Annotated in this window: 14 protein-coding genes; 5 read left to right on the top strand and 9 right to left on the bottom strand. The window is 45.1% G+C overall.

The window, feature by feature from the left end:
* Positions 1-31: 31 nt before the first annotated feature.
* The 3 genes from AC3A8L_RS09165 to AC3A8L_RS09175 form a co-directional block, all read right to left on the bottom strand.
* Positions 32-736, bottom strand: coding sequence for a carbohydrate-binding protein (locus AC3A8L_RS09165; RefSeq protein ID WP_487961943.1), 705 nt, complete (start codon positions 734-736; stop codon positions 32-34).
* Between the two features lie 691 nt (positions 737-1427).
* On the bottom strand, positions 1428-2036 hold the full coding sequence (locus AC3A8L_RS09170; protein WP_487961944.1) for a sodium-dependent bicarbonate transport family permease: 609 nt from the start codon (positions 2034-2036) through the stop codon (positions 1428-1430).
* Positions 2037-2038: 2 nt separating this feature from the next.
* Positions 2039-2416: a sodium-dependent bicarbonate transport family permease gene (locus tag AC3A8L_RS09175; protein WP_487961945.1), complete on the bottom strand. Its 378-nt coding sequence runs from the start codon at positions 2414-2416 to the stop codon at positions 2039-2041.
* 144 nt (positions 2417-2560) lie between these two features.
* On the opposite strand from AC3A8L_RS09175, the gene AC3A8L_RS09180 reads away from it, so the two are divergent.
* A complete protein-coding gene (locus AC3A8L_RS09180) occupies positions 2561-3490 on the top strand; it encodes a LysR family transcriptional regulator (protein WP_487961946.1) in 930 nt (309 codons plus the stop codon).
* Positions 3491-3649: 159 nt separating this feature from the next.
* Here the strand turns inward: AC3A8L_RS09180 and AC3A8L_RS09185 are convergent, their stop codons facing one another.
* The 4 genes from AC3A8L_RS09185 to AC3A8L_RS09200 form a co-directional block, all read right to left on the bottom strand.
* Positions 3650-4225 carry an acyl-CoA thioesterase gene (locus tag AC3A8L_RS09185; RefSeq protein ID WP_487961947.1) on the bottom strand — a complete coding sequence of 192 codons (576 nt, stop codon included), beginning with the start codon at positions 4223-4225 and terminating at the stop codon, positions 3650-3652.
* Between the two features lie 703 nt (positions 4226-4928).
* A complete protein-coding gene (locus AC3A8L_RS09190; RefSeq protein ID WP_487961948.1) occupies positions 4929-5207 on the bottom strand; it encodes a PilZ domain-containing protein in 279 nt (92 codons plus the stop codon).
* Between the two features lie 159 nt (positions 5208-5366).
* Positions 5367-6515, bottom strand: coding sequence for an iron-containing alcohol dehydrogenase (locus tag AC3A8L_RS09195; protein ID WP_487961949.1), 1149 nt, complete (start codon positions 6513-6515; stop codon positions 5367-5369).
* A gap of 188 nt (positions 6516-6703) precedes the next feature.
* Positions 6704-10060 carry a ligand-binding sensor domain-containing diguanylate cyclase gene (locus AC3A8L_RS09200; RefSeq protein ID WP_487961950.1) on the bottom strand — a complete coding sequence of 1119 codons (3357 nt, stop codon included), beginning with the start codon at positions 10058-10060 and terminating at the stop codon, positions 6704-6706.
* 831 nt (positions 10061-10891) lie between these two features.
* On the opposite strand from AC3A8L_RS09200, the gene AC3A8L_RS09205 reads away from it, so the two are divergent.
* From AC3A8L_RS09205 to AC3A8L_RS09215, 3 genes are all read left to right on the top strand, one after another.
* Positions 10892-12007 (top strand): ABC transporter substrate-binding protein, encoded by a 1116-nt coding sequence (locus AC3A8L_RS09205; protein ID WP_487961951.1) that lies wholly within the window; start codon positions 10892-10894, stop codon positions 12005-12007.
* Positions 12008-12066: 59 nt separating this feature from the next.
* Complete coding sequence (locus AC3A8L_RS09210) at positions 12067-15723, top strand: response regulator (RefSeq protein ID WP_487961952.1); 3657 nt, start codon at positions 12067-12069, stop codon at positions 15721-15723.
* A gap of 141 nt (positions 15724-15864) precedes the next feature.
* Positions 15865-16062 carry a DUF1289 domain-containing protein gene (locus AC3A8L_RS09215; RefSeq protein WP_487961953.1) on the top strand — a complete coding sequence of 66 codons (198 nt, stop codon included), beginning with the start codon at positions 15865-15867 and terminating at the stop codon, positions 16060-16062.
* Between the two features lie 2 nt (positions 16063-16064).
* Here AC3A8L_RS09215 and AC3A8L_RS09220 read toward each other — a convergent pair whose 3' ends face one another.
* Together AC3A8L_RS09220 and rsgA are read right to left on the bottom strand one after the other, a co-directional pair.
* Complete coding sequence (locus AC3A8L_RS09220) at positions 16065-19331, bottom strand: ligand-binding sensor domain-containing diguanylate cyclase (protein ID WP_487961954.1); 3267 nt, start codon at positions 19329-19331, stop codon at positions 16065-16067.
* 271 nt (positions 19332-19602) lie between these two features.
* Entirely contained in the window at positions 19603-20643 is a 1041-nt protein-coding gene (gene rsgA / locus AC3A8L_RS09225; protein ID WP_487961955.1) for a ribosome small subunit-dependent GTPase A, read from the bottom strand.
* A 593-nt stretch (positions 20644-21236) separates the two neighbouring features.
* Here rsgA and AC3A8L_RS09230 point away from each other — a divergent pair.
* Positions 21237-21752: a DUF1697 domain-containing protein gene (locus tag AC3A8L_RS09230; protein ID WP_487961956.1), complete on the top strand. Its 516-nt coding sequence runs from the start codon at positions 21237-21239 to the stop codon at positions 21750-21752.
* Positions 21753-22099: the final 347 nt, after the last annotated feature.

Here is a 22099-nt window from a genome sequence, read left to right on the forward strand (position 1 = left end):
CTTTTTGCTGAAAATTAATCCACGATGGTTTTTATTTCACCTTGAAAGGGCTGATCACAGGGTCTGTAGGCTCAGAGCCGATTGTAAATGTCAGCGCATCCAAATTAAATTCACCGCTATCCATATAGACCCGTAAAGAATGCTCACCCGAAACCAACTCTACGCCCTTTAAGCGCGTGGCCGCCCAAGATTGCCACCCGCCCGTACCCGGCAAGCGTAAAGCGTCACCCAAATAGCTTCCATCCAATTCAAAATGAATCGATCCGCCGTTTGTCATAGATGCGGCCAAAACAGCGATATCGTAATAGTTAGTTTCGGTAACGTTAATCGCGTATTCAAGCCATTCGTCAGGGCTTATCCACCCGACGTTGTAATTTTCGCCTGCATCATTCCCGCTAACAAGCTCAAGATCAACATCATCCTCACGGTACACCATGCCCGCATTGCCGGCTGTTGTATCGCTAAATGCCACGTAGTCCTCTAGCTGTAAAGTGCCCGGAATAGAAACGATTGCTGGCTCTATAATATTCGGATCATCAATAACAACATCAACGGATGAGCTACTCGAAGATAATGAACTTGAAATAGATGAACTTGAATTAGATGAAGTCGACGCACCAGCACTCGATTTGTTTTCAGCACCTGCGCATGCGTTTAAAATAATTACGCAAATAATAATTTGGAATATATTGTTGTATTGAACGAAAACCGAAGTATTTTTTTTAGTTATAAGCACGTATTCATCTCCAACATGTATTACCAATATAGTCGACTAGCTCTCATTAAGTACGCCAACGCCGTAGAGATTAATCGTTTAACTTTTACGTTATATATTTTACCGCTATAAGTCACTCGACTAGATCACGCTATAATTTTCCGTGCTAAGAGAATCTGTTGTTTTAACTGCCCCGTCATTTCTTTCCCGCTAAAGCAGGCATTAAACCGATGAGTGGTCGATAATAATTACAGGCGTGCGAATCAATGACTTATACGCGCCGTAAGCTACTAATTAGTAAGGCATTTTTTTATTGCTGGTTAGATACCTGCCAAACAATTAAACGTTATTAATCCTTAAAAATACTCATTGAAAAAAAGAATACTGACGGCGATTTTTGTTTTGCGCCCGCATCGTTATATTCGGTAAATGCTGCCGTTTATAGACAATAAGAACCTTCAGTATGGGCCCTTTGATCTCGTGGCTGATTTAATGTGGCATCCATTCCAAAGAACAGCAGAGGCAGGTACTCGTTTTAAGCCGCTGTAGTTATTAATCTGATATTTTCATAATCAATACTGAATATCTATCCCCAAAAGCAGCTAACGAAATGTGAGTGTATGTGATCGCTAATTCATTCGCCTTTATCTGAGCCGTTCAGTGCTAATGTTCCAGGCTAGCGCTTACCGTGGTAGGCGCTAGCCATGAGGTATTAAACAGATTGAATAATGGCCCAGTACAGGGGTATTCCTACTAGAACATTAAAGGGGAAGGTGACGCCGAGCGATGCAAAAATGGCCAGTCCAATATCGGCATCTTTAATTGCGCTGCGAATAGCCGCTGGTGCAGCGATGTAGGAAGCGCTAGCCGTTAGCGCCGCTAATACGAGTGTTGTACCTTGTGGTAACTCCAGCATAACCCCAGCCGCGATGCCGACTAAGCCAAGTACGGGCGGTATTACTAGGGCAAACACGGCTATGCGCCAGTGCTTAATGGGGAGTGGGTGTAAATATTTCGATGCGCAGCGGCCCATCTCGAGTAAAAACAACGCTAGTAAAGCTTTAAATGCGCCGAGGAAAACAGCGCTGACGCTATGGCTTTTTTCTGGCCCGTAGATGTAGCCAATAACAACGCCGCCAACCAATAACACAACACCTTTGCTGGTTAAGGCTTCGTGCCACATGCCTGCAGCGCTTTGGTTTGTTTTGGATAAGCGATTAAACAGTAGTATGCCAACGATAATGGCTGGTAGTTCTAGTAGCACCAAATATAGGGTGGTCTGTGGCGCAATTGTGAGGTTGTGGTACTCAGCAAACGCCAACGCTACCGCAAATGTGCCAGCGCTTGTGCAATCGAGCGGTCAGGGCCAACCCCGCAAAAGTCAAGCTTGATGACGCCAGCGCTTGTAGAACCGTAATGCGCTGCTAAGCTGGCGCTATTGGCAGTATTAAGCCCGACAAGTCGCGTTAAAATCGGGTAAAGGGCTAGAGGTATCGCAGCGCCTAGCAACAAAACGGTAATCACCTCAGGCAAAAGCTGCCATGTCACTTGCCCGTGCAAGGCCAAACCGCCTTTCAGGCCGAGGGTTATCATCAACAAAATACTGAGGGTGTCGTAGGCGGCTTGTGGCACCTTCAAATCCGATTTGGCGACGCCAGCTACCACACCGAGCACAAAAAACATAATCACAATATCAGGCATTATTTTCTCTTTCGGTTTTAGTATTGAACCGCAATGGTTATGAACGGCGCTATTGTGGAGTCTTACTTGAATTTATGATAATTAATATTTTAATGTTCAAATATAGATTATTATCTATATTAATGGTCGTCGAGGAGGGGCTTTATGAACATTCGTCACTTAACGTTTCGGTTGCTGCAGGTGTATGTGGCGGTCATCAAAACTGGGTCTATTTCGCAAGCGGCAGCGCAGTTGCATTTGTCGCAACCTACGGTCTCGCAGCAAATAAAGCGCCTGACGGAGGCTGTGGGTCAGCCTCTATTTTCTAATCAAGGTTACGAGCCTACGTTTGTTGGCTTAGAGCTATACCACGCTGCGCTCGATGCTTTTGCTCGCTTCGATGCGTTTAATGAGGTTCTCAGCGAAGCCAACGACGGGCTACAGGGAACTTTAAATATTGGCATCGTGACAACTGCAAAATATTTAATGCCACAGCTGTTGAGTGCGTTTTATCAGCTTTACCCCAATATTGAGGTGAAGCTGCACATTGGTAACCGCAGTACAATTTTGCAGCGTTTTTACCATCAACAGGACGACTTTTATATTTTTAGTCATCCGCCCACCGATGGCAATGTATTAAGTGCGCGGTTTCTCTTAAACCCATTAGTGCTTATTGCACCGCAAGGGCATTGGTCTGAAGGCAAAAAGGTTAGTTTTAAAAGCTTGCAAGGTGAGCGGTTTATTATTCGCGAGCAGGGCAGCGCCACGCGAATGGTGTTCGATAATTGGCTGCGTGATCACAATTACACGCTGGATAAAACCCTTCAAGTGGAAAGTAATGAAGTTATTCGTATGAGCGTAGAAAAAGGCATGGGCCTTGCGGTGTTGTCTGAGCATGCCCTTAGTGCAACCCATGCGCAAGTTAGTTTGGTGAATACGCCGCACTTTCCACTAAAAAGCCACTGGTATTTAGTGCGACATAAAGATATTGCGCTAAGTCAAACCGCAAAAAACTTCGCTAGCTACCTTAATCTAGAGCTTGAAAATTTGGTGGAAGTCAAATATATCAATAATCAATTGAAATCAATTTTGTGAATTTTTAGGTTTAACGAAGGCAATTATTCAAGTGCAATTGTCCTTAAAATGGCGTAATAGCCGGCTATTGCAAATATTTTTAACGAAGGCAAGCGTGCATCCAGGAATTCAAAAACGGTAAGTTATTTCATGCACGCCCCTTATATTGGTTGTGGGAGGCTATATCTGTACCTCACAATTCTCATCCTTTAAGTTTTTTATTTCTTGCGCGAAATCAATGGTTTTATTCAAGGATTGAAAGCGTATTTTGTGATCGCGTTTATATTGTTTTCTAAACTTGCCCCATATAAAGCGTTTTACTTCGATGTCGTCTTCTAATATTAAACCGGGAACCGGGGAGGATTGACGGGTTTCTTCGTCCACAGCAACCATCGTAAAATAGGAGGTGTTGGTGTGTTTGGCGACGCCAAGTTTAAAATCTTCGGAGAGCACTTTAATACCCACTTCCATGGATGAGCGCCCCACATAATTGACCGAGCCAAACAGTGTGACGAGTTCGCCAACTTCAACAGGGCTTAAAAAATCAACGGAATCCACCGAGGCGGTCACGCAGTAACTTCGGGAATGCGTGGCAGCGCAGGTGTAAGCAATTTTATCCATTAACGATAAAATAATACCGCCGTGAACCTTGCCGCCAAAGTTGGCGTAGGAGGGTATCATCAATTCTTTTAATACGACCTGTGACGATTTAACACTGCGCAGGTGCGGCTTTTCACACGTTTCATGGTTACTCATGATTAACCCTCAGTAAATTTCCCGGCAATTTTAGGGGTGAGTACTTTATCTCATTGGTTGAGATAGTGTTTACCCTAACGTTGCATTAACTTTTAGCCCAGTATCGCTTCGCTGCTTCTATAGCAGCACTTCTAGCGTCGTACTCAATTTTCTGGATCTCACCTAGAGTGACTAGTATCAATCCAAAAAAATCTTCGTTCAAAGCTATAAATACCACTCTAAAAGCTCCTGAACTCAAAACCTAAGGGGCGGGGCAATAATAGTTTGTCCAATTAGACTAAGGCACCTGCTTTCTCAGCAAGGCGCTCGAAGGGGCGCATGCCGGGGCATGTAACGCTTTGAGCAACGCTGCTGAGGGAGCAGGAGGCAAGTATTATTGGATAAAGTATTTTTTCCTCGGCCCTAATGCAACGTTAGGGTTTACCCGTTCCTTATACCTTATTATTTAGTCTAGCCTACAAAGTCTGAGGAGTAATGAAAGTGATTGAAATATGGCGTTGTTAGAAAGTTACCCTGCTTATTTAAGAGGGTGTCCAGCCATTGGCAGGACTGTATTCGTTAAGAATAGAGGGCTGTTTTTTTACGTGAGAGCAGCGCGCAGGTCTCGGCTGTAGAATGATGGGGTAGTTCTTACTGTTGTCAATGATGCGGGTAGGGGAGGTTCTACGTTCGATTAAGCACTTGTCGATACACAAACCACTTTTTAGTCGCCGGCACTAACATCATCAACATACCGTAAGCCCCAACCATTATCCTCGACTCTGACAATTTGCATTTTAACCATCGGCATATCGCGCTCTGCATTCTGTACTTGGCCCATCACGGTTTCGCCAATACCGGGCAGGTCTGCAGGGTCGATAATGACGAAAAGCCCGCCTTCGGAAAAGTCCTTAGTGGACAGCACTTTTTCGCCAATATCGGGATGCAATATCTTAATGTCAATTTGAAGTGGAATTCGAGAGTGCAATCGTTTTTCAGTCATCACGGCTTCACTGTATTTTTGATGGGGTCTAAATAAACTTTAGAAGGTATTTGTAGATATCGCAAAATATCTGTGTTGTTTGTTGGGGTTGGCGTGCGCCCCCGAGCCCTGACCAGCCGGCTACTTTGGCTGATCATTGGGGGGCTTTGTGTGTGTCGCTTAGGCAATGGCGGCCTGTAAAATGGCGCGGCTTTCTTGAAGGGTAATGCTTTGATGTTCGCCAATAGCCGTGAGGCCGTGCGCTTCCAATTTGGCGATGATGGCCTCTATGGCTGCCGGCTTATCGCTACCATAGTCGGTTAATTGGGTGGCAATATCCAGTTGATGGTAAAACGCTTCAATGGCAGTAATGGTACGCTCGGCCAAATTATCGCCAGTGGTTAAGCCAAATACCGCTTGCCCCATTTGCTCAAGTTTAGCTTTTTTGTGGTGAAGTTGGTTGCGCAATAATGCCGGCTGAATAATCGCTAGCGATCGGGCGTGATCAACACCGTAAAGGGCTGTTAGCTCATGGCCAATCATATGGGTGGCCCAATCTTGCGTTACGCCAGAACCGATTAAACCATTAAGGGCTTGGTTTGCCGACCACATTAAGTTGGCGCGCCATGGGTCATCTTGCTGATCAAAAGCGTTACCTAAGCGCAATAAGGTTTTGAGTAACGCTTCGGCGTAGGCATCTTGCACCCATGCGTCTTCTTGTAGGGTAAGGTATTGCTCGCATGTGTGTACCCAGGCATCGGCAATACCATTGGCTAATTGCCTTGCAGGTAATGTTTTCATGGCGTCTGGGTCGAGTACTGCGAACTGGGGTTGCACGGCCGGCGATAAAAACGCGAGTTTATCTTGTGTGGCTGCTTTACTGACGACAGAGGCTGTGTTCGATTCCGAGCCCGTTGCCGGCAACGTTAAAATACAGCCAATAGGCAGTGCTTTAGCGACGGTGTGTTTACCTTCAAGAATATCCCAGCCTTCGCCCTCGTAGCAGGCCGCAGCGGCAACGTATTTGGCGCCGTCAATCACCGATCCACCGCCAACGGCCATAATAAAACTAATACCTTCTGCTTTCGCAATGGCTACGGCTTTATCTAAATGCTCGACGGTAGGGTTGGGGCTAATCCCCGAAAATTCCAAAACGTGATGCTCGTTAAGCGCTTGGGTAACCTGTTGGTAAATGCCATTTTCTTTAATAGAGCCGCCCCCGTAAAGCATAAGTACTTTAGCGCTTGCCGGAATATTAGCTTTAATGGCTGCTATTTGGCCTTGGCCAAATAGAATGCGGGTTGGGTTGTTGTAATTGAATGTCATCATGGTGCTTTCCTCTCAATAGGCAGTAATACGCGGGCCCGGTTAGGGGAATGTTTGAATAATCGAGGCGTGATTGTAATTCTTACTTTATAAGCTGTCATTTTATTAAAACTCGAGGCCGGGTTTTATCCTGGGAGGGGGCAAAGGATGGTGCTGATGCGATGGTTTGGTGATAGAAAATAGTCGCCGTATCAATCCCAGTTAAGGGGTGGGTTTTGATGGCCTATCACGACAATTTCATCTCTTTGTATTACTTGGGCCGCATTTTTATTTAATGCGCTGATTATGTCTGGCTGTGTAGTGGCGGTGGCAGCTAAACCTACGCAGCGGTTGCGGCCAGATTTTTTAGCGGCATATAGGGCCCTATCTGCAATGTCGACAACTTGCTCCCAGTTAAAGTGTGTGTCTTCCTCCTGAATAAAAGGGTAGCTGGCAAAACCAATGGAGCAGGTTTTTTGCAGCTGGACTTTATTGGGCATTTCGAATGGGCGGCTTTCTATACAGGCGCGAAGGCGCTCGGCCATGGCTAACCCTTCGCGGCGGCTAACAAAACGGCTGACAATTAAAAATTCTTCACCGCCCCAGCGCGCTACACAATCGGCTTCGCGGCAAGTGGCCATTAAACGCTGACTAATTTGGATAAGAAGGTGGTCTCCAGCGCTGTGTCCGTAAATATCGTTAACAGGTTTAAAAAAGTCTATATCTAAAATAAAAAAAGTTAAATCTAATGCAGACTTTTCTTTTGCTGCAATATTCTTATGATAAATTCGTTTGACCTTTGCTGCATCGAGGGGGACTAAATTTTGGAGGTAACGGCGGTTGTAGAGTTCGGTTAATGGATCGGAGGCACTGATTTTTTCCAGCTGCGCGTAAGACGTTTCAAGTTCTTGATGTTTTTGTTGTAGCTCGGTTGTACGCTCTGCTACTTTAGCTTCGAGTCGTTTATTTATTTCCTGCTGACGATGTACGCGGCCGCGTTGTTGCCGTACAAAAAGGGCCAGCATCATTATAATTAAGCTGCTGTAAATAAGGTAAGCCCACCAGCTTCGCCACGGTGGCGGCAGTACCTGGATTGTTAGCTGGCGCCCTTGATGATTCCAAACGCCGTCGTTATTACTTGCCTTCACATGAAAGGTGTAAGAGCCTGATGGTAAATTGGTATATATCGCACGTTGTTGGTTGTTCACTTGGCGCCAATTACTATCAAAACCTTTTAGCATATAGGCGTACCTGTTTTTATCCGGTTCCCGAAAACTAAGGGCCGAAAAACCAATGGAAATCATGGCGTGAGTGTGGTTTAACGTAATACTTTCGGTTTGGTTAAGGGCACGGCTTAAGATTTTTTGGCTATCATTTATGCCGACTTTTTCGGTAAATAAGCGCAGTTGAGTAAATACTACGGGTGGCCCTTTGGATTCCTGAGTAAGCTGGGCGACATCAAAAATATAGACCCCGCTGTGTGCGCCAAATGCCACATTGCCATCAGGTAGTGCGACACCTGCGCCCGTGGCAACGCCACCAATAAATTTACCATTATGACGGGAAAAGTTACGGACTTTTAGGGTGTCGGCATTAAAAAAAGTAATACCGTTATTGGTCCCTAGCCATAAATTGCCTTGGTGATCCTCAGTAATGACACGAATAGCATCGTCTAAAAAGCCGTTGCTGGCATTGAATATTAAAAAATCATCACTTTCGGGCCTGTAAAGGTGCAAACCGGCATCGGTGCCAAACCATAGGCGATTTTTATGGTCTTCAAAAATCGAAAGTATTGAAGCATTCGCTAGGCTGTTGGGAGTTTTTATATCGGGAAGGTAAATTTTAAAGGTTCCCGTTTTTCGGTTCATTAAATTGAGGCCGCGTGCCGTACCTACCCAAAAACGGCCACTAGAGTCTTCAAGAGTGCCCCAGGTGACCGGGTTGCTTAGAGAGGCTGGGTCCTTTTCGTCGTGCGAAAAAAAATGGTAAAGGCCTGTTTTTTTGTCGTAGCGCGTTAGGCCGTTAAAGTGTGTGCTGATCCACAATGAGTTTTGCGCGTCCTCATAAATACTCCACACCATGTTGTCATTCAATAGCGTGCCTTCAGTTAAGCCTCTTTGTACCTGTGTTGTTTCAGTCGGTAAGGAGGTAAAGCGGTCTTGTTCTGCATTATACTGCAGTACACCGTGACCCCAGGAGCCGAAATAGATATTCCCTTGTGAATCAATAAGGCCATTAAGTGTGGAGTTCGACGGTGTGCCAGCATTGCTGCCTGTGTGCTGGTAGTGCGAAAAGGTTTTGTTGGCAAGATTGTATTTGGTTATACCCCCAGCCCCAATCCAAAGATTTCCCTTGTTGTCGACTTCAAGGGCTTCGGCATTGCTTTTGAGCAAGCCTTTAGTTAATTCGGGCTTTTTCTCGAGGTGAATAATGGCCGCGCTTGAGCGATCGTAAAAATTGACACCCGAAGGGTAGGTGCCAACCCAAAGGTCGTGGTTATTGTCTTCATAAATTCGACGAATCGTATTGCTGGCAAGGCTATTTTTTTGACCATCTTGATGTTGAAACCGTATAAAGCGATCTTTGTTGGCATCGTAAAGACTAATTCCGCCTTGATCGGTACCAACCCAAACCCAGCCTTGGTGATCGACAAAAATATGACGCGTAATGTCGTTGGCCAAGCTATAAGGATCGTTCAGGTCATGTGTATATTGTGTTTTTTCACCGGTCTTAGGGTTTAGGCGGTATATGCCGTAGTTGGTGCCATACCAAATGTTGCCCTGATGATCCTCAGCAACGGTATGTACCGCGTTGTGAGTGAGCGACTGTGAATTGTCCGGGGATGGAAGTATTAGATTGTAGCTTTCAAAGTTACTTTGCAATTGCACGAGCCCATCGTCCATGCCCAACCAAATATCGCCTGATTGAGCGACCAGTATATCGAGAATGACATTGCCGGGCAGGGTATTGGTTTTAGGTTCGTTATTGCGTAAAACGCTAATAGGGCCATTGGCCGGGTTTATGACGTATAAACCATGCCCAGTCCCTGCAAGTATGTTGCCATTAAGTGCTTCGGCTAATACATTAATGGCTTCGATTTGGTCTGAGCCTGGATCGTCCTGAGGTAATTTAATATGAATAAAGAGTTCGGTGTTGCTATCGTAGCGGTGTAGCCCTAAATTGCCTGCCGCCCATAATGTATTTTGACGGTCTTCGAGTACATCTTTCACATGGCGGAGCGGGTGTGTTCGTTCGCGATCGAGATGATCCTCTGCGAACACAGGCGAGTATGTGTAGCCGTCATAGCGCAGTAAGTTATTGCGCCCGCCCAACCAGATAAAACCCTCGTGATCCTGCACAATGGCTTCTACTTCACCAAGCGCAATATCTTCATCTTCCATGATGTCTTGAAAGCTAATGGTTTGTGGGTATTCAGTGGCTAGGCACTGGGGCGGTAGGCAAAGGTAAAAAACAGCCGTTATTAATGCGCACAAACAACGTATAGCCTCGGCGTACCTTCGGTTGCTGATTAAGGCTTCAGTTGCTTGATAACCCAATACGTTTTTCATTTAAAGCATAAATCCACTGCGCGCTGTATTGCCAATTTTTTTGCTGGAACAGCCCGCTCATGGGTTGAACAATGCAGATAAGGCCCGCGCGCTGAAGAACAGTGCCGAGTCTGTACCGTATGGCCGAACGGGTGTGTATTAGTTAAAGATAGCTGTTTTTTGCCTGCTTTGTGTATAAATGAGTGAAATACTGACTCTGCGAGCCAAGGGAGCACGATTTCATTCACTAAGGGGCGAGGCAATAATAGTTTGTCCAATTAGACGAAGGCGCCTGTTTTCTCAGCAAGGCGCTCGAAGGGGCGCATGCCAGGGCATGTAACGCTTTGGGCAACGCAGTTGAGGAGGTAGGAGGCAAGTGTTATTGGATAAAGTATTTTTTCCTCGGCCCTTAGATAAACCATTATCATCGCCTCGACAAGCCGGCACTCACAAACCCAAAATCCAGCAACTTATTCCGTGCACGCCCCTTAGCGTGTTTTTAATGAATATGTTGAGCGGTATTGGTTTCGCGATTATAACGCGTTTCAGCAGTCTTCCTTTTACTTAGACGACTTCCGCATATGCTTTGGAAGTGCAGTGCTAGCGCAGTGCAAATAGGCCTAGAGTAGCTAGACTAATATAAATAATACGTGTTGATTGTGTGGGGAAACTGACTAATTACAGTGTCGGGTTATTAAGTTGGGTTATTGCGTCGGGCTTGTTACTTTCTACGTTAAATGGCAAGTCTTTGATAGAGGGGCAGCTATGTATCATGGGTTAATACTTGCATTGCTTCTAGGGTCTTTTTTTTGTGGTGCGAATGCTACTGCGCAGCCAGTTTTTGCTGAGCCTATGCCGAAGAAAAAAGTAATGGCGCAAGAGCCGGGTACTAATGGTGCTAAGGCCATGCAAAGCATCGAGGCAGCGTATATTCCCCTAGCAGATCACTACGCTGCCATTATTGCTTATGAAAATTACCGTTCTGAATTCAAACACGCCAATTTTACCTTAGCTCGCATGCCTAGCTGGGATTTGTTGCGTGCCTATTTTAGTGAGGGCAACGCTGATATGGCCTTTACGATGGCACCGCTAGCGTTGGATATGTACCGTGAGCAACCGAACTTTAGATGGGTGGGCTTGATGCATCGTGATGGTAATGCACTGGCGATTAACGCGCTGTTGGCCGCGCAAATTAATTTACCGGATGCGCGTGCTTGGCGTAAACCCGATGCCCAGTTGGCCGCAGCTTTTGTCGCGTATTTTGAGCGCACAGGCAAAAGGGTTAGGGTGGGCGTACCGCATAAATTCTCTACTCATAACGTTGTACTTTACCGATATTTAAAAATGCATGGGGTGTCTTTGGGCTTTGACTACAATAGCCGGGCCCAGGTTGAATCCTTAACGGTGGCTCCGGCTAAGGCGCCACTTTTTATTAAGTCGCAAGGGCAGCGTGCAATTCCTGCCGCTTTTGAACAATCGCTCCCTTGGGCAGATATTGCTGAAACTCAGGGTTTTGGCAAGATAGCTTGGTATTCGAAGGATATATTTCCTTCTGAACATGGCCATGTTGAATGCATTGCTATTGCCACTGATCACGCGCTAAAAAATAAATTTTTAGCGGTTCAGGAAGTGATGAATGCGATTAAACAAGCCGGGCTGGATATTGAATTAGCACGTACTACAGGGGGCGCGTTGCTGGATGATCTTGTGGTTAAAATTCAGCGACACATTCCCGAGCATACACATGCGGCAATTGTCGCCAGCTTAGACCCCGATTTAAGAGTTATTAATTATCAAAATTTGGCGGTGGATATACCGGGGCTTGCAAGCATTATGGCTGCTGCTGTTGAAAGCGGCCTGCTGAAAGAAACGATAGTATTAAACGAATTGGCTGATCCACGTTTTTTACCGATGGAGAGCTCTTCGCAAGCTCGCTTCCCGGTAAGTGATGGGCGGGGTGTGCAATAGTGCGGCGTCTTTTTGTGGCTCAAAAGCTTAGATCTACGCTGACTCAGTGGTTTCTAGTTGTGGCCATACCACCTATTATTTTTGTATCTTTACTGGGCTATATTAACGCTAAAAATAGCTTAGAAGCGGCGATCACCTCAGAGCTGATGGCGACAGCGGCTAGTAATAAGGCGTTCATTGAAAATTGGTTTTTTTATCGTAAAGAAGATGTCGAGACCTTGTCGGAATTTTTTGAGGTTGCACCGCTGCTGGAGAGTCTTAGTACTGACTTTGAACGTTCTAACAAAAACCTTCACTCCTATACGCAGAGTTTTGATTGGCAAAAAGTTGTTTTCGAACATGATAAAACGATTCGAAATTTTTCAGGAAAACATGAGTATATTTACGATATATTTTTAATTGATAAAAAAAGTAATGTACTATTTTCGATTACGAAAGAAGATGATTTAGGCACGAATTTGAGTACAGGCCCTTATGCCGATACGTTATTTGCTAAAACAGTTAACCGTACTTTGCATACTGGCGAAACATTATATTCTGACTTAGAACGCTATGAACCGTCTAATCATATTGTCGCGAGTTTTTTTACTGCCGCGATAGTGGATGACAATGGCGACCGCATTGGTGTTTTCGCTATTCAGGTGCGAATAGATCGAATTTTAGATGCATTATTTCAAAGTAAGCACGGCGCTAAACAGCACTACTTGGTTGGCTCTGATGCTCGCTTGCGTTCTGTTCTTCCTCACGCGAGCAAAATAATAAAAAAAATGGGTAAGGCTAACCTGGCGTCACTTGCGGACCCGCTTACTTCAGTGGAAGATTGGGTGTTACGTAAAGAAATAAACTTAGTACGTTCAGGCGTGGAATATAGTGATGGTGACGTTAGCACCTATCGTGGACCATTAGGATACGATGTTGTTGGTATCCAAAACGCGATAAAAATATTGAATGTTGACTGGATTCTTGTGAGTGAAGTTGAGGAAACGGTTGCTTTTGCCTCGGTGTATTGGTTACGTACTTGCTTATTGATCATAGTGCTCTTGAGCATTGTTGGGATTACAGTATTTACTTTTGCTATTACGCGTAGGATTACAGACCCTATTCGTTACTTGTCGCAAGCAGCAAAACTCGCGGCCAAGGGTAACCTGGAACAGCGGCTTCATATTGACACTGACGATGAAATTGCTGATTTAGCTGATACCTTACAAGAAATGCTCGATGCTCGGCGAGATTATGAACTGAAATTGATAAATCATAACCTAGCACTAGAAACCGCTATGTTTGAGTTAGAAGAGCAGCGCGTTGCTTTGGCCGAGCATGCTATTGTTGCCATTACAGATTTGAGCGGAATTATTATTTATGCGAATCAAAAGTTAGCGGATATTAGCGGCTATGAATTAGAGGAAATTATTGGGAAAAATCATAGTGTTTTAACCTCAGAGTATCATTCCAAAAATTTCCTTGATGATTTTTTCGCCTGTATCTACAGTGGAAATGTGTGGCAGGGCGTAATGTGTAATCGCCATAAACATGGCAGCCTTTATTGGGCATCTACCACCGTTGTGCCCGTTAAAAATATTGATGGCAGTATTAAGCATTATATTTCACTTCTTACTGATATTACCGAGCAAAAAAATACAGAGCTGGCGCTGGAGGATGAGCGTGAGCGAGCACAAGCTGCAAACCAGGCTAAGAGTGACTTTTTAGCCTGTATGAGCCATGAAATAAGAACTCCAATGAATGGTGTTTTGGGCATGCTGGGGCTTTTAAGGCGTACAACATTAACGCCGGACCAAGCGCGTAAAGCGGATATTGCTGAAACCAGTGCCAAATCGTTACTGACGATAATTAACGATATCTTAGATTTCTCTAAGATTGATGCCGGTAAGTTAACATTGGAAGCTGTCGATTTTGATGTTACAGGCTTGTTAAGCGATATTGCCGATGCCTATGCTTTTAAAGCCGAAGAGAAGGGGCTAGAGCTGATTCTTGACACTCACAAAGTTGACCAAACACGCGTAATCGGGGACCCGATAAGGATTCGTCAAATTGTTACAAATTTACTGGGGAATGCGCTTAAATTTACCCTGCACGGGGAGGTGTTAATACGGGTAAGTACTCAGTTAGTTGATGCCGAGCGGGTACGCATTTGCTTAGAGGTACAAGATAGTGGTATTGGTATTCCTGCGGAGAAACAAGCGGATTTATTTGCGGCTTTTACTCAGGCCGATACTTCCACAACACGGCAGTATGGTGGTACAGGGCTGGGGTTAAGTATTGTGCGGCAGTTGTGCGATTTAATGGATGGGCGAGTGAATGTTACTAGTGAGCCTGGAAGTGGGAGTTGCTTTAGTTGTGAAATTTACTTAGGTAAGGGTAGTGTGCAAACACCGTTAATGCCGCCGATAGATTTTGCGGGCAAGCGGGTTTTAGTGGTAGACGACAATGCCGTTAATTTATCGATTTTTTCGGAGCAATTGAAGAATGAAAATATCGCGGTTGTTTGTGTATCCAGTGCCGAGGAGGCGATACATTATTTACAGCAGGCCTCGTCTATAGACGCCGCTAATCAGGAGGCAAGTGGCCCTTTGTTTGATGCAGCGATTATTGATTTTCAAATGCCGGATACTAATGGCGCCATGCTGGGTAAAATACTGAAGGGTGATGATCGTTGGCGTGATATCCCATTAATAATAATGACATCGCAGGGGCAGCCGGGCGATGTTAGTGAAATGGCCAGTTACGGTTTTAGTGGTTTTTTTACTAAGCCAACCCCCAGTGCCGTGTTGTATCAAGCGTTGGCTATTATCTTTGAGCACGATTCTGCCCTAGAGGAAGCTACGCCATTACTCACGGCTGATTTTATTGCATCGTTAACGCAGGGCAAGCATGAATGGGTGGCAGAGAAGCCGCCTATAGATGAACCGGTAGATTTATCGGATTTGACCATTATGCTAGTAGAGGACAACTCGGTTAACCAGGAATTGGTTTCTTTTTTATTGGCCGATACACAAGCGGTACTTGTGATTGCTAATCATGGCCAAGAGGCGCTGGACCTATTGAATAACGGCCGTGAAAAGATCGATATTATTTTAATGGATTGCCAGATGCCGATACTGGATGGTTTTGCGACATCGCAGGCCATTCGAAAGGGCAACGCGGGAGCGCGCTATGAAACAATACCTATTATTGCTATGACAGCGAACGCAATGAAAGAAGATCGAGCGCGTTGCATTGATGCGGGTATGGATGATTACATCAGTAAACCCATCGATGAAAACCTATTAATGGAAGCGCTAACGCTTTGGCAATTAAAGGTTAAGCCGGAGGCTAGCGTTGTTTTAGCGGATGGGGATTGCGCTACTCCTGAGCCCCTAGTGTGGGATTATGACGCCATACTTAAGCGTGTGGGTAATAAGCCTGAGCGCGTAGTAAAACTGATTGCGACCTACTTGCAGAGCGAAACCAGTATTGTGGCAGACTTGCAAAAACATATTGCCTTAAGGGCTTATGGCGACGCGATTACTGACTGCCATACATTGCGAGGTGTTGCGGGTAACATGAGTGCTTTGGCTTTGATGCATTGCAGCCAGAAGCTGGAGGCCGCTTGTAGGGCTGAGGATGTGCCTGCTATCACGGAGCAATTAGCCTTTGTATTAGAGGCAAAAAGAAGGCTTAATGAGTGTTTAGTCGCGTACCAGCAAACAGTTAATTAGCTGATAGCATATTGTTTCTTCGCCCCTCAGATCTACCGATCGATGGCTTGCCATTTCTGGTGTGTTATGTGTGGACAAAAAAGGTTGGCAGTAGATCGCTTACAGTTCTAATTAATGGGTAAATTTTATTGAATTACGACTATGAGCAATAAACCGCTGCATGAGACTGATAATGTCCCAAGCCCCTGCGTCCGTAAATGTTGTCTTGATGGTGACAATTTGTGTGTTGGCTGCCACCGAACTCTCGACGAGATTATTGGTTGGCGAGATAAGACCGCAGTCCAAAAAAAAGCTATTATCACACGTATTACTCTGCAAAATGAAGCCAGGCTGCAATAGGGCTATTGCTTAAGTGAGCTAACCAGAGTTAGCTGTTGGCTGGTAATAAGCTCGGGAATATTGGTGGTGAGTTCTTTGGGGGAAGCATTCTCTATGTCACCATCGACAATGCCTGCCCAGCCATTTCGACCATTTTCTTTGACGGTGTATAAACAGTGGTCGGCAATGTGTAGCGTTTGCTCCATGGATAGTAAGGTGGGGTTGTTGATGTCACAGGGGAAGCTGGCAAAACCAATAGAGCAGGTGCGCTGGATGACTTTGCCATTATTGAGCGCAATGTGAGTACTGGCAACAGCTTGCCGTATTCTTTCGGCGGCTTCATGAGCTGAACTTCGGTGGCTAAGCCGGCTAACGATTAAGAACTCTTCTCCACCCCAGCGAACAATCGTGTCGGATTTTCGGCAACACTCTTTGAGCGCCTTGGCTATCTGTTTTAGTACAATGTCGCCATTGTTATGACCGTACTCATCATTAACATCTTTAAAGTAGTCCAAGTCAATAATATAAAATATTAGGTCGGCACTCGCGCAGGCTCGATTGTCTGTTTCTGTGGTTTGGGTGTAATAGCGTGTGGCACTGGCTAGCTCTACTGGAATTGTTTTGTATAAAAAATGTCGATTTTTGAGACCCGTCAACTGGTCCGATAGGCTCTGTTCTTCCATGGCTTTATAGGCGGCTTCTAATTCTTCATTTTTATCGTGAAGTTCGTGGGTACGCTCGGTCACTTTTTTCTCTAGCTCGCGGCTTTGGTTTTCGGCGAGTTCACGTTTTCGATATTGCGAATATTGGGCTTTTGCAATAACGCCAGTGGCCAATAAGAAGTAGAGCCCGTAAGCCCACCATGTTTTCCACCATGGGGGTAAAATTTCAATACGAATCCCTGTGCCTTCGTTATTCCATAGACCTTCGTTATTCGCAGCTTTAACACGAAAATTATACTGTCCGGGGTTTAGGTTAGTGTAGGTTGCTTGTCTACGGTTGCCAGAGAATACCCATTCCTTATCGAATCCGTCGAGTTTATAGGCGTATTGATTGTCTTCGGGTAAATCGTGATTCAGTGCCGAAAAATCGAAGCTAAAAACGGATTGATGCGATTCAAGGGTGATTTTTGAGGTGTAATTTATTTGTTGGGTTAGCAGCGGTGGCCGGCCAAAATCATTATCTTCAAAGGGTATTATGGGGCGATTAAATAATGAAAATTGAGTAATGACAACGTTGGGTGCATGGGTGTTTTGGTAAATGTCTTTGGGGTTAAATACGGTAAGGCCTGCTGCGCTGCCAAAGGCAAGCTCGCCTGTGCTAAGGCGTTTATTCGCTGCCAGAGAGAAAACATTACTGGGTAGCCCATGCTGCGTTGTGAAATTTTTAAAATTGCGTAAATGTGTATCGAACCGAGATAACCCTTTGTTAGTACTCAACCATATTTCACCATTATCAGCCTCTAGAATTCCGGTGACGGTATTACCGGCTAACCCGTCCTTTGTTAAGTAGGTGTTAAATTTTTCGGTTAAGGGGTTCCAGTGGTAAAGCCCGCCACCATTGGAACCAAACCAATAATGGCCACGGCTATCGTGAAGAATAGAAAATATGGCGTCGTTATTCGGTGCTAACGGACCTTTGCTGTGGCGATCGTAGCGGGTGAAGGGGGCTTTGATATCGAGTGATTTGGAATGGTAAAGCCCGTTGTCAGCGCCTATCCATAATCCTTGATTCTTATCTTCATAAATCACCATGAGTCGATTGGCGTTATAGTCGGTATTTATTTGAACGGCATCGAAATTGTTTTTGTCGGCATTGTATTTGTGTAGCCAGCCTTGATGGCCTCCAATCCATAGTTGCTTCTGACTATCTTGCGTAATACTCCATATTTGTCGAGTTTGTAGGTCATTCTCTTGATCGTCGCTAGGGAGATAATGCTCAAATTCTTGCTTTTGAACATTCAGCGAATTAAGTCCATGCCATGAATTTCCTAACCATAGGGTATTATCATCAATCAATTGGATGCCATTGGTTGCACTCCCTCGCCGCCATTTAGGCCTAGAGGAATCATGTAAATAGCTGCGTTCAACATCGCCAGTTGATCGACTCACGTAGTTAAGGCTCAGTTGGGTGCTAATCCATAAATTACCAAGAGAGTCTTCATCGACAGCGGTTATTTCTAAATTTTTATTATTACCTTTTCCCGGCGTAAGGTCTGTATAGTTTTTAAAAGCACTGGCGTAGCGGTGTGCGCGTGCAACCCCTGATGGTGATATGCCCAGCCAAATACCCCCTTGTTGATCGGTGAAAATATTATTAGCAGTGCCCTCAATATTGGGGTTGTAACGTATGAACTCATTGTTGGCGTGATCAACTTGATAAATACGGCCGGTGGAATCCACAATCCAAAGGCGTTGTTGTTCATCGAGGTGCAGGTCAATAATTGCACGGCTCCATAAACTATTTGTCGCTTGTTTATCGTTGGTGTAGTGCGCCCATTGTTGGTTGTTATCCATCCTATCTAGACCGTTTTGTGTTGCTACCCAAATGCGGCCTAGATGGTCTTCTTGGAAATCGATGACATAGTTGTGGCTAAGCGCTTTGTTTTCGAGGTTGTAATGCGCAATTAATTCAAACTTGCCAGAATTCATGACGCGAAATTGACTCGCGCCGGCATCCAAGTAGCCAACCCATAGCATGCCTTTTTTATCTTCGTAAATAGTGTTTATTTGACCGTTGAGGACTGCGCTATTATTGCTGTCAAAACGACTTATTTGTGAATTTTTTAAATTTAGTTTGTTAAGCCCACTGCCTTGTGTGGCGATCCAAAGATTTTCTCTTGTATCCAGTAATACGTTAAGAATGGCATTGCGGCTAAGGCTATTGGCATTTTTATCATCGTGAAAATAATGCTTGAATTCATCGGTTCGGGGATCGTACCGGTTTAACCCCCAGTAGGTGGCAATCCAAAAATAGCCACTCTTTTTGTCGAGGACCATATCGGTGATGTTATTGGTGCTAATGGAGTAGGGGTCGGCATCTTTATGCTGCAAAATTTTAACATCGTAACCATCAAACCTCGCTAAGCCATTGGCGCCGGCAAACCAGATAAAACCTTGTTGATCTTGTTCTATAGCGGTAATTAAACCGATGGTGTGTAAATCTTGTTGCGGCAGGTTATAAAAACGTAGCCCCGCAGCTGAGCTATGGCAGGCGAGGCTCAACAGAAAGCTTAATATGCATAAAATGCGTATAACGGTTGCCGGCGGTGTGGGGACCAAGTGTCGCATGACTGAATAACTCACGCCCTAATGGCGAGATAAATAATGTATTAACTATAGCTGAGCTTTTGGCGTAAGCCTGTTTGAGCTGAAGAGAGAGTTTGTTGGCGTTAACTAATTGACATTTATTTATTAAGTATTAATTTTGAAGGTTAACTGCTGTTATTTTGTCGATTGCGGGCGGTAATCGTTGGTCTTAAAGGCGGGATGCGTTCGGGAATGAAGAATAAAATCAAGCCGTCCTGCTTATTGGCGAGGACAGCTTGATCTGTTGATTACATTATTTCCCTTTTAGCTTTGCGGCTTGGCTTGTGGTGTGTTTGTGGGATTTGTGCAGCTTTTTTTCGTTGGCTCTGCGTTGGGCTAGGCTAGCGCCGTTAAGTGCTTGCTCGCGCAACAATTTGCAATAGTTATTAAAGCGTCGTGAATCCAGCTTATTATTACTAATGGCTTTCTGAACGGCGCAACCGGGTTCTTTTTGATGATGGCAGTCGGTAAACCGACAGTTTTGAGCGAAAGCTTCAATATCTGAAAAGGTGGCTGTAATGCCATCTTCGCAGTGGCTTAGTTGTAGCTCTCGCATGCCCGGAGTGTCTAAAAGTAAAGCGTGATTGGGCATGCGAAGTAAGGAGCGGCAGGTGGTGGTGTGCCGTCCCTTTGCATCGCCCTCGCGTACGCTGTGTGTTGCTTGCGATGCTTTGCCTAGTAGCGTGTTGGTCAGTGTTGATTTGCCCGCGCCAGAAGAGCCCAGCAGGGCAACAGTATTACCCGGCTGGCACCAAGGCATTAATAGTGCTGCCGCTTCTTCGTTTAAGCCGTTTATAGCTTCTACGCTGATCCGCTTATCAAGCGCTTGTACTTTATCGACAAAGCTTGCCGGGTCGCTGCATAAATCGCGTTTGCTCAGTATTACGACCGGTTCTGCGCCGGCTTCGTGAACCATTGTTAAGTAGCGTTCAATACGGCTGAGGTTGAAGTCTTCATTGAGTGCGCAAACAATGAAGGCTGTATCCACATTTGCGGAGATCAATTGCTCGGCCACTTGGCTGCCGGGAGCTTTACGGTAAAAGCAGCTTTGCCGTTCAAGTTGTCGAATATATTGTCCGGTAGAATCCACTAATAACCAGTCGCCTACTGTCAGTGCGGGCATTGATGGTTTGAGTGGGATAATGAAATCACCGGTTTCAGCGGCAAGGTGAATCAAGGTTTTATGCTGCTCGACGATGCGAGCAGGGCGGGCGGTTTCCCATTCATCTAGGCTAAGTTGTTGTTGAAAAAAGGGGCGCCAACCTAGGTTGGTAATCGATAATGTTGTAGGCACGGTAAAGTCCTGGCGTAAGGGGCGAGGCAATAATAGTTTGTCCAATTAGACTAGGGTGCCTGCTTCTTCAACAAGGCGCTCAAAGGGGCGCATGCCGGGGCATGTAACTCTTTGAGTAACGCTGTTGAGGGAGTAGGAGGCAAGTATTATTGGATGAAATATTTTTTCCTCGGCCCTAATGTCACTTTTAAAAACAAGAGGGCTATGTAGCCCCAGTGAATACCGGGCGCAAGGGACGTAAATCTAACAAGGCTATGGTAAGGGGCGAGGAAACAATATTTCATCCACTAATACTTGATCTCGACTCACTTACCTTCGTTACTCAAAGCGTTACATGCCAAGGCATGCGCCCCTTTAAACGCCTCGATAAGAAAGTCGATCCCTTCGTCTAATTGGATAAACTATTAATACCTCACCCCTAAACCTCTGTATTCTAGTGTTTAACGTCTGCCCGGTTACGTGTTATTACAATCATCGTATGTTCTCCTAGCCGTAAAATATGGCGCGATTCTATCATTTTGGCTTTGGTGATAGCAGTGCTAAGTATAAAAAATATGACGTAGGGTTTATTTTTATTTATTTGGAATTTTCTGATGAAAACTTACATTCTGTTATTTAGGGGCATTAATGTCGGTGGTAAAAATGGTTTGCTGATGAAGGACTTAAAGGCATTGCTGGAGGGTGAGGGCTGCATGAATGTCAAAACCTATATTCAAAGCGGGAATGTTGTGCTGCAGAGTGCGACGAAACCTACGGATAGTATTGCGCATGCCATTGAAGCTAAATTTGGTTTTAGGCCGGCTGTGGTGGTGCTTGAGGTTAGCGCGTTACTGAATGCAGTTAAGCGTAATCCTTTTGAACCTATCGATGGAAAGGGCGTGCATTACTATTTTCCACTCACTAAGTTCGCCCCCGATGTTGATCGGCTTGAAGGCCTTGCCGCCGCGACTGAAAAATATGCCGTTATTGATGATGTTTTTTATCTGTACGCACCTGATGGTATCGGCCGCTCAAAACTGGTAGCTAAAATAGGCACATGTTTAGGTGTGCCGGTAACAGGAAGGAATAGTAATACTATTAACAAACTCTTAGCGATGAGCATTACGTAAAGCAAAGTGCCGTGCACACGTTAACGGCTTGGGTGGCTTATGCTAGTTTGTTTTGCTGAATATACTCGGGCCAATGATGTTCCGCGCACTATTACAAACGATTACATTTCCATAGTGCCAAATCGTTATACTCGGGGTCGTTGCTGGCTTGGGTGATGATATTGTGAACCGAAGCCTATGTATTACTAAATACCTTAAAAGGAGATTGTCGTGGCTATTCTATTCCCGAGTGTAAAAAAACCGTTATCCAGTCTATTGATGTTACTAAGCCTTGGCGCTGCACAGCAGAGTAGTGCTTGTGGTGGCTTTTTTTGTGATTTTTTGCCGATTAATCAGGCGGGCGAGCA

It is taken from the genome of Marinagarivorans sp., assembly GCF_982758155.1.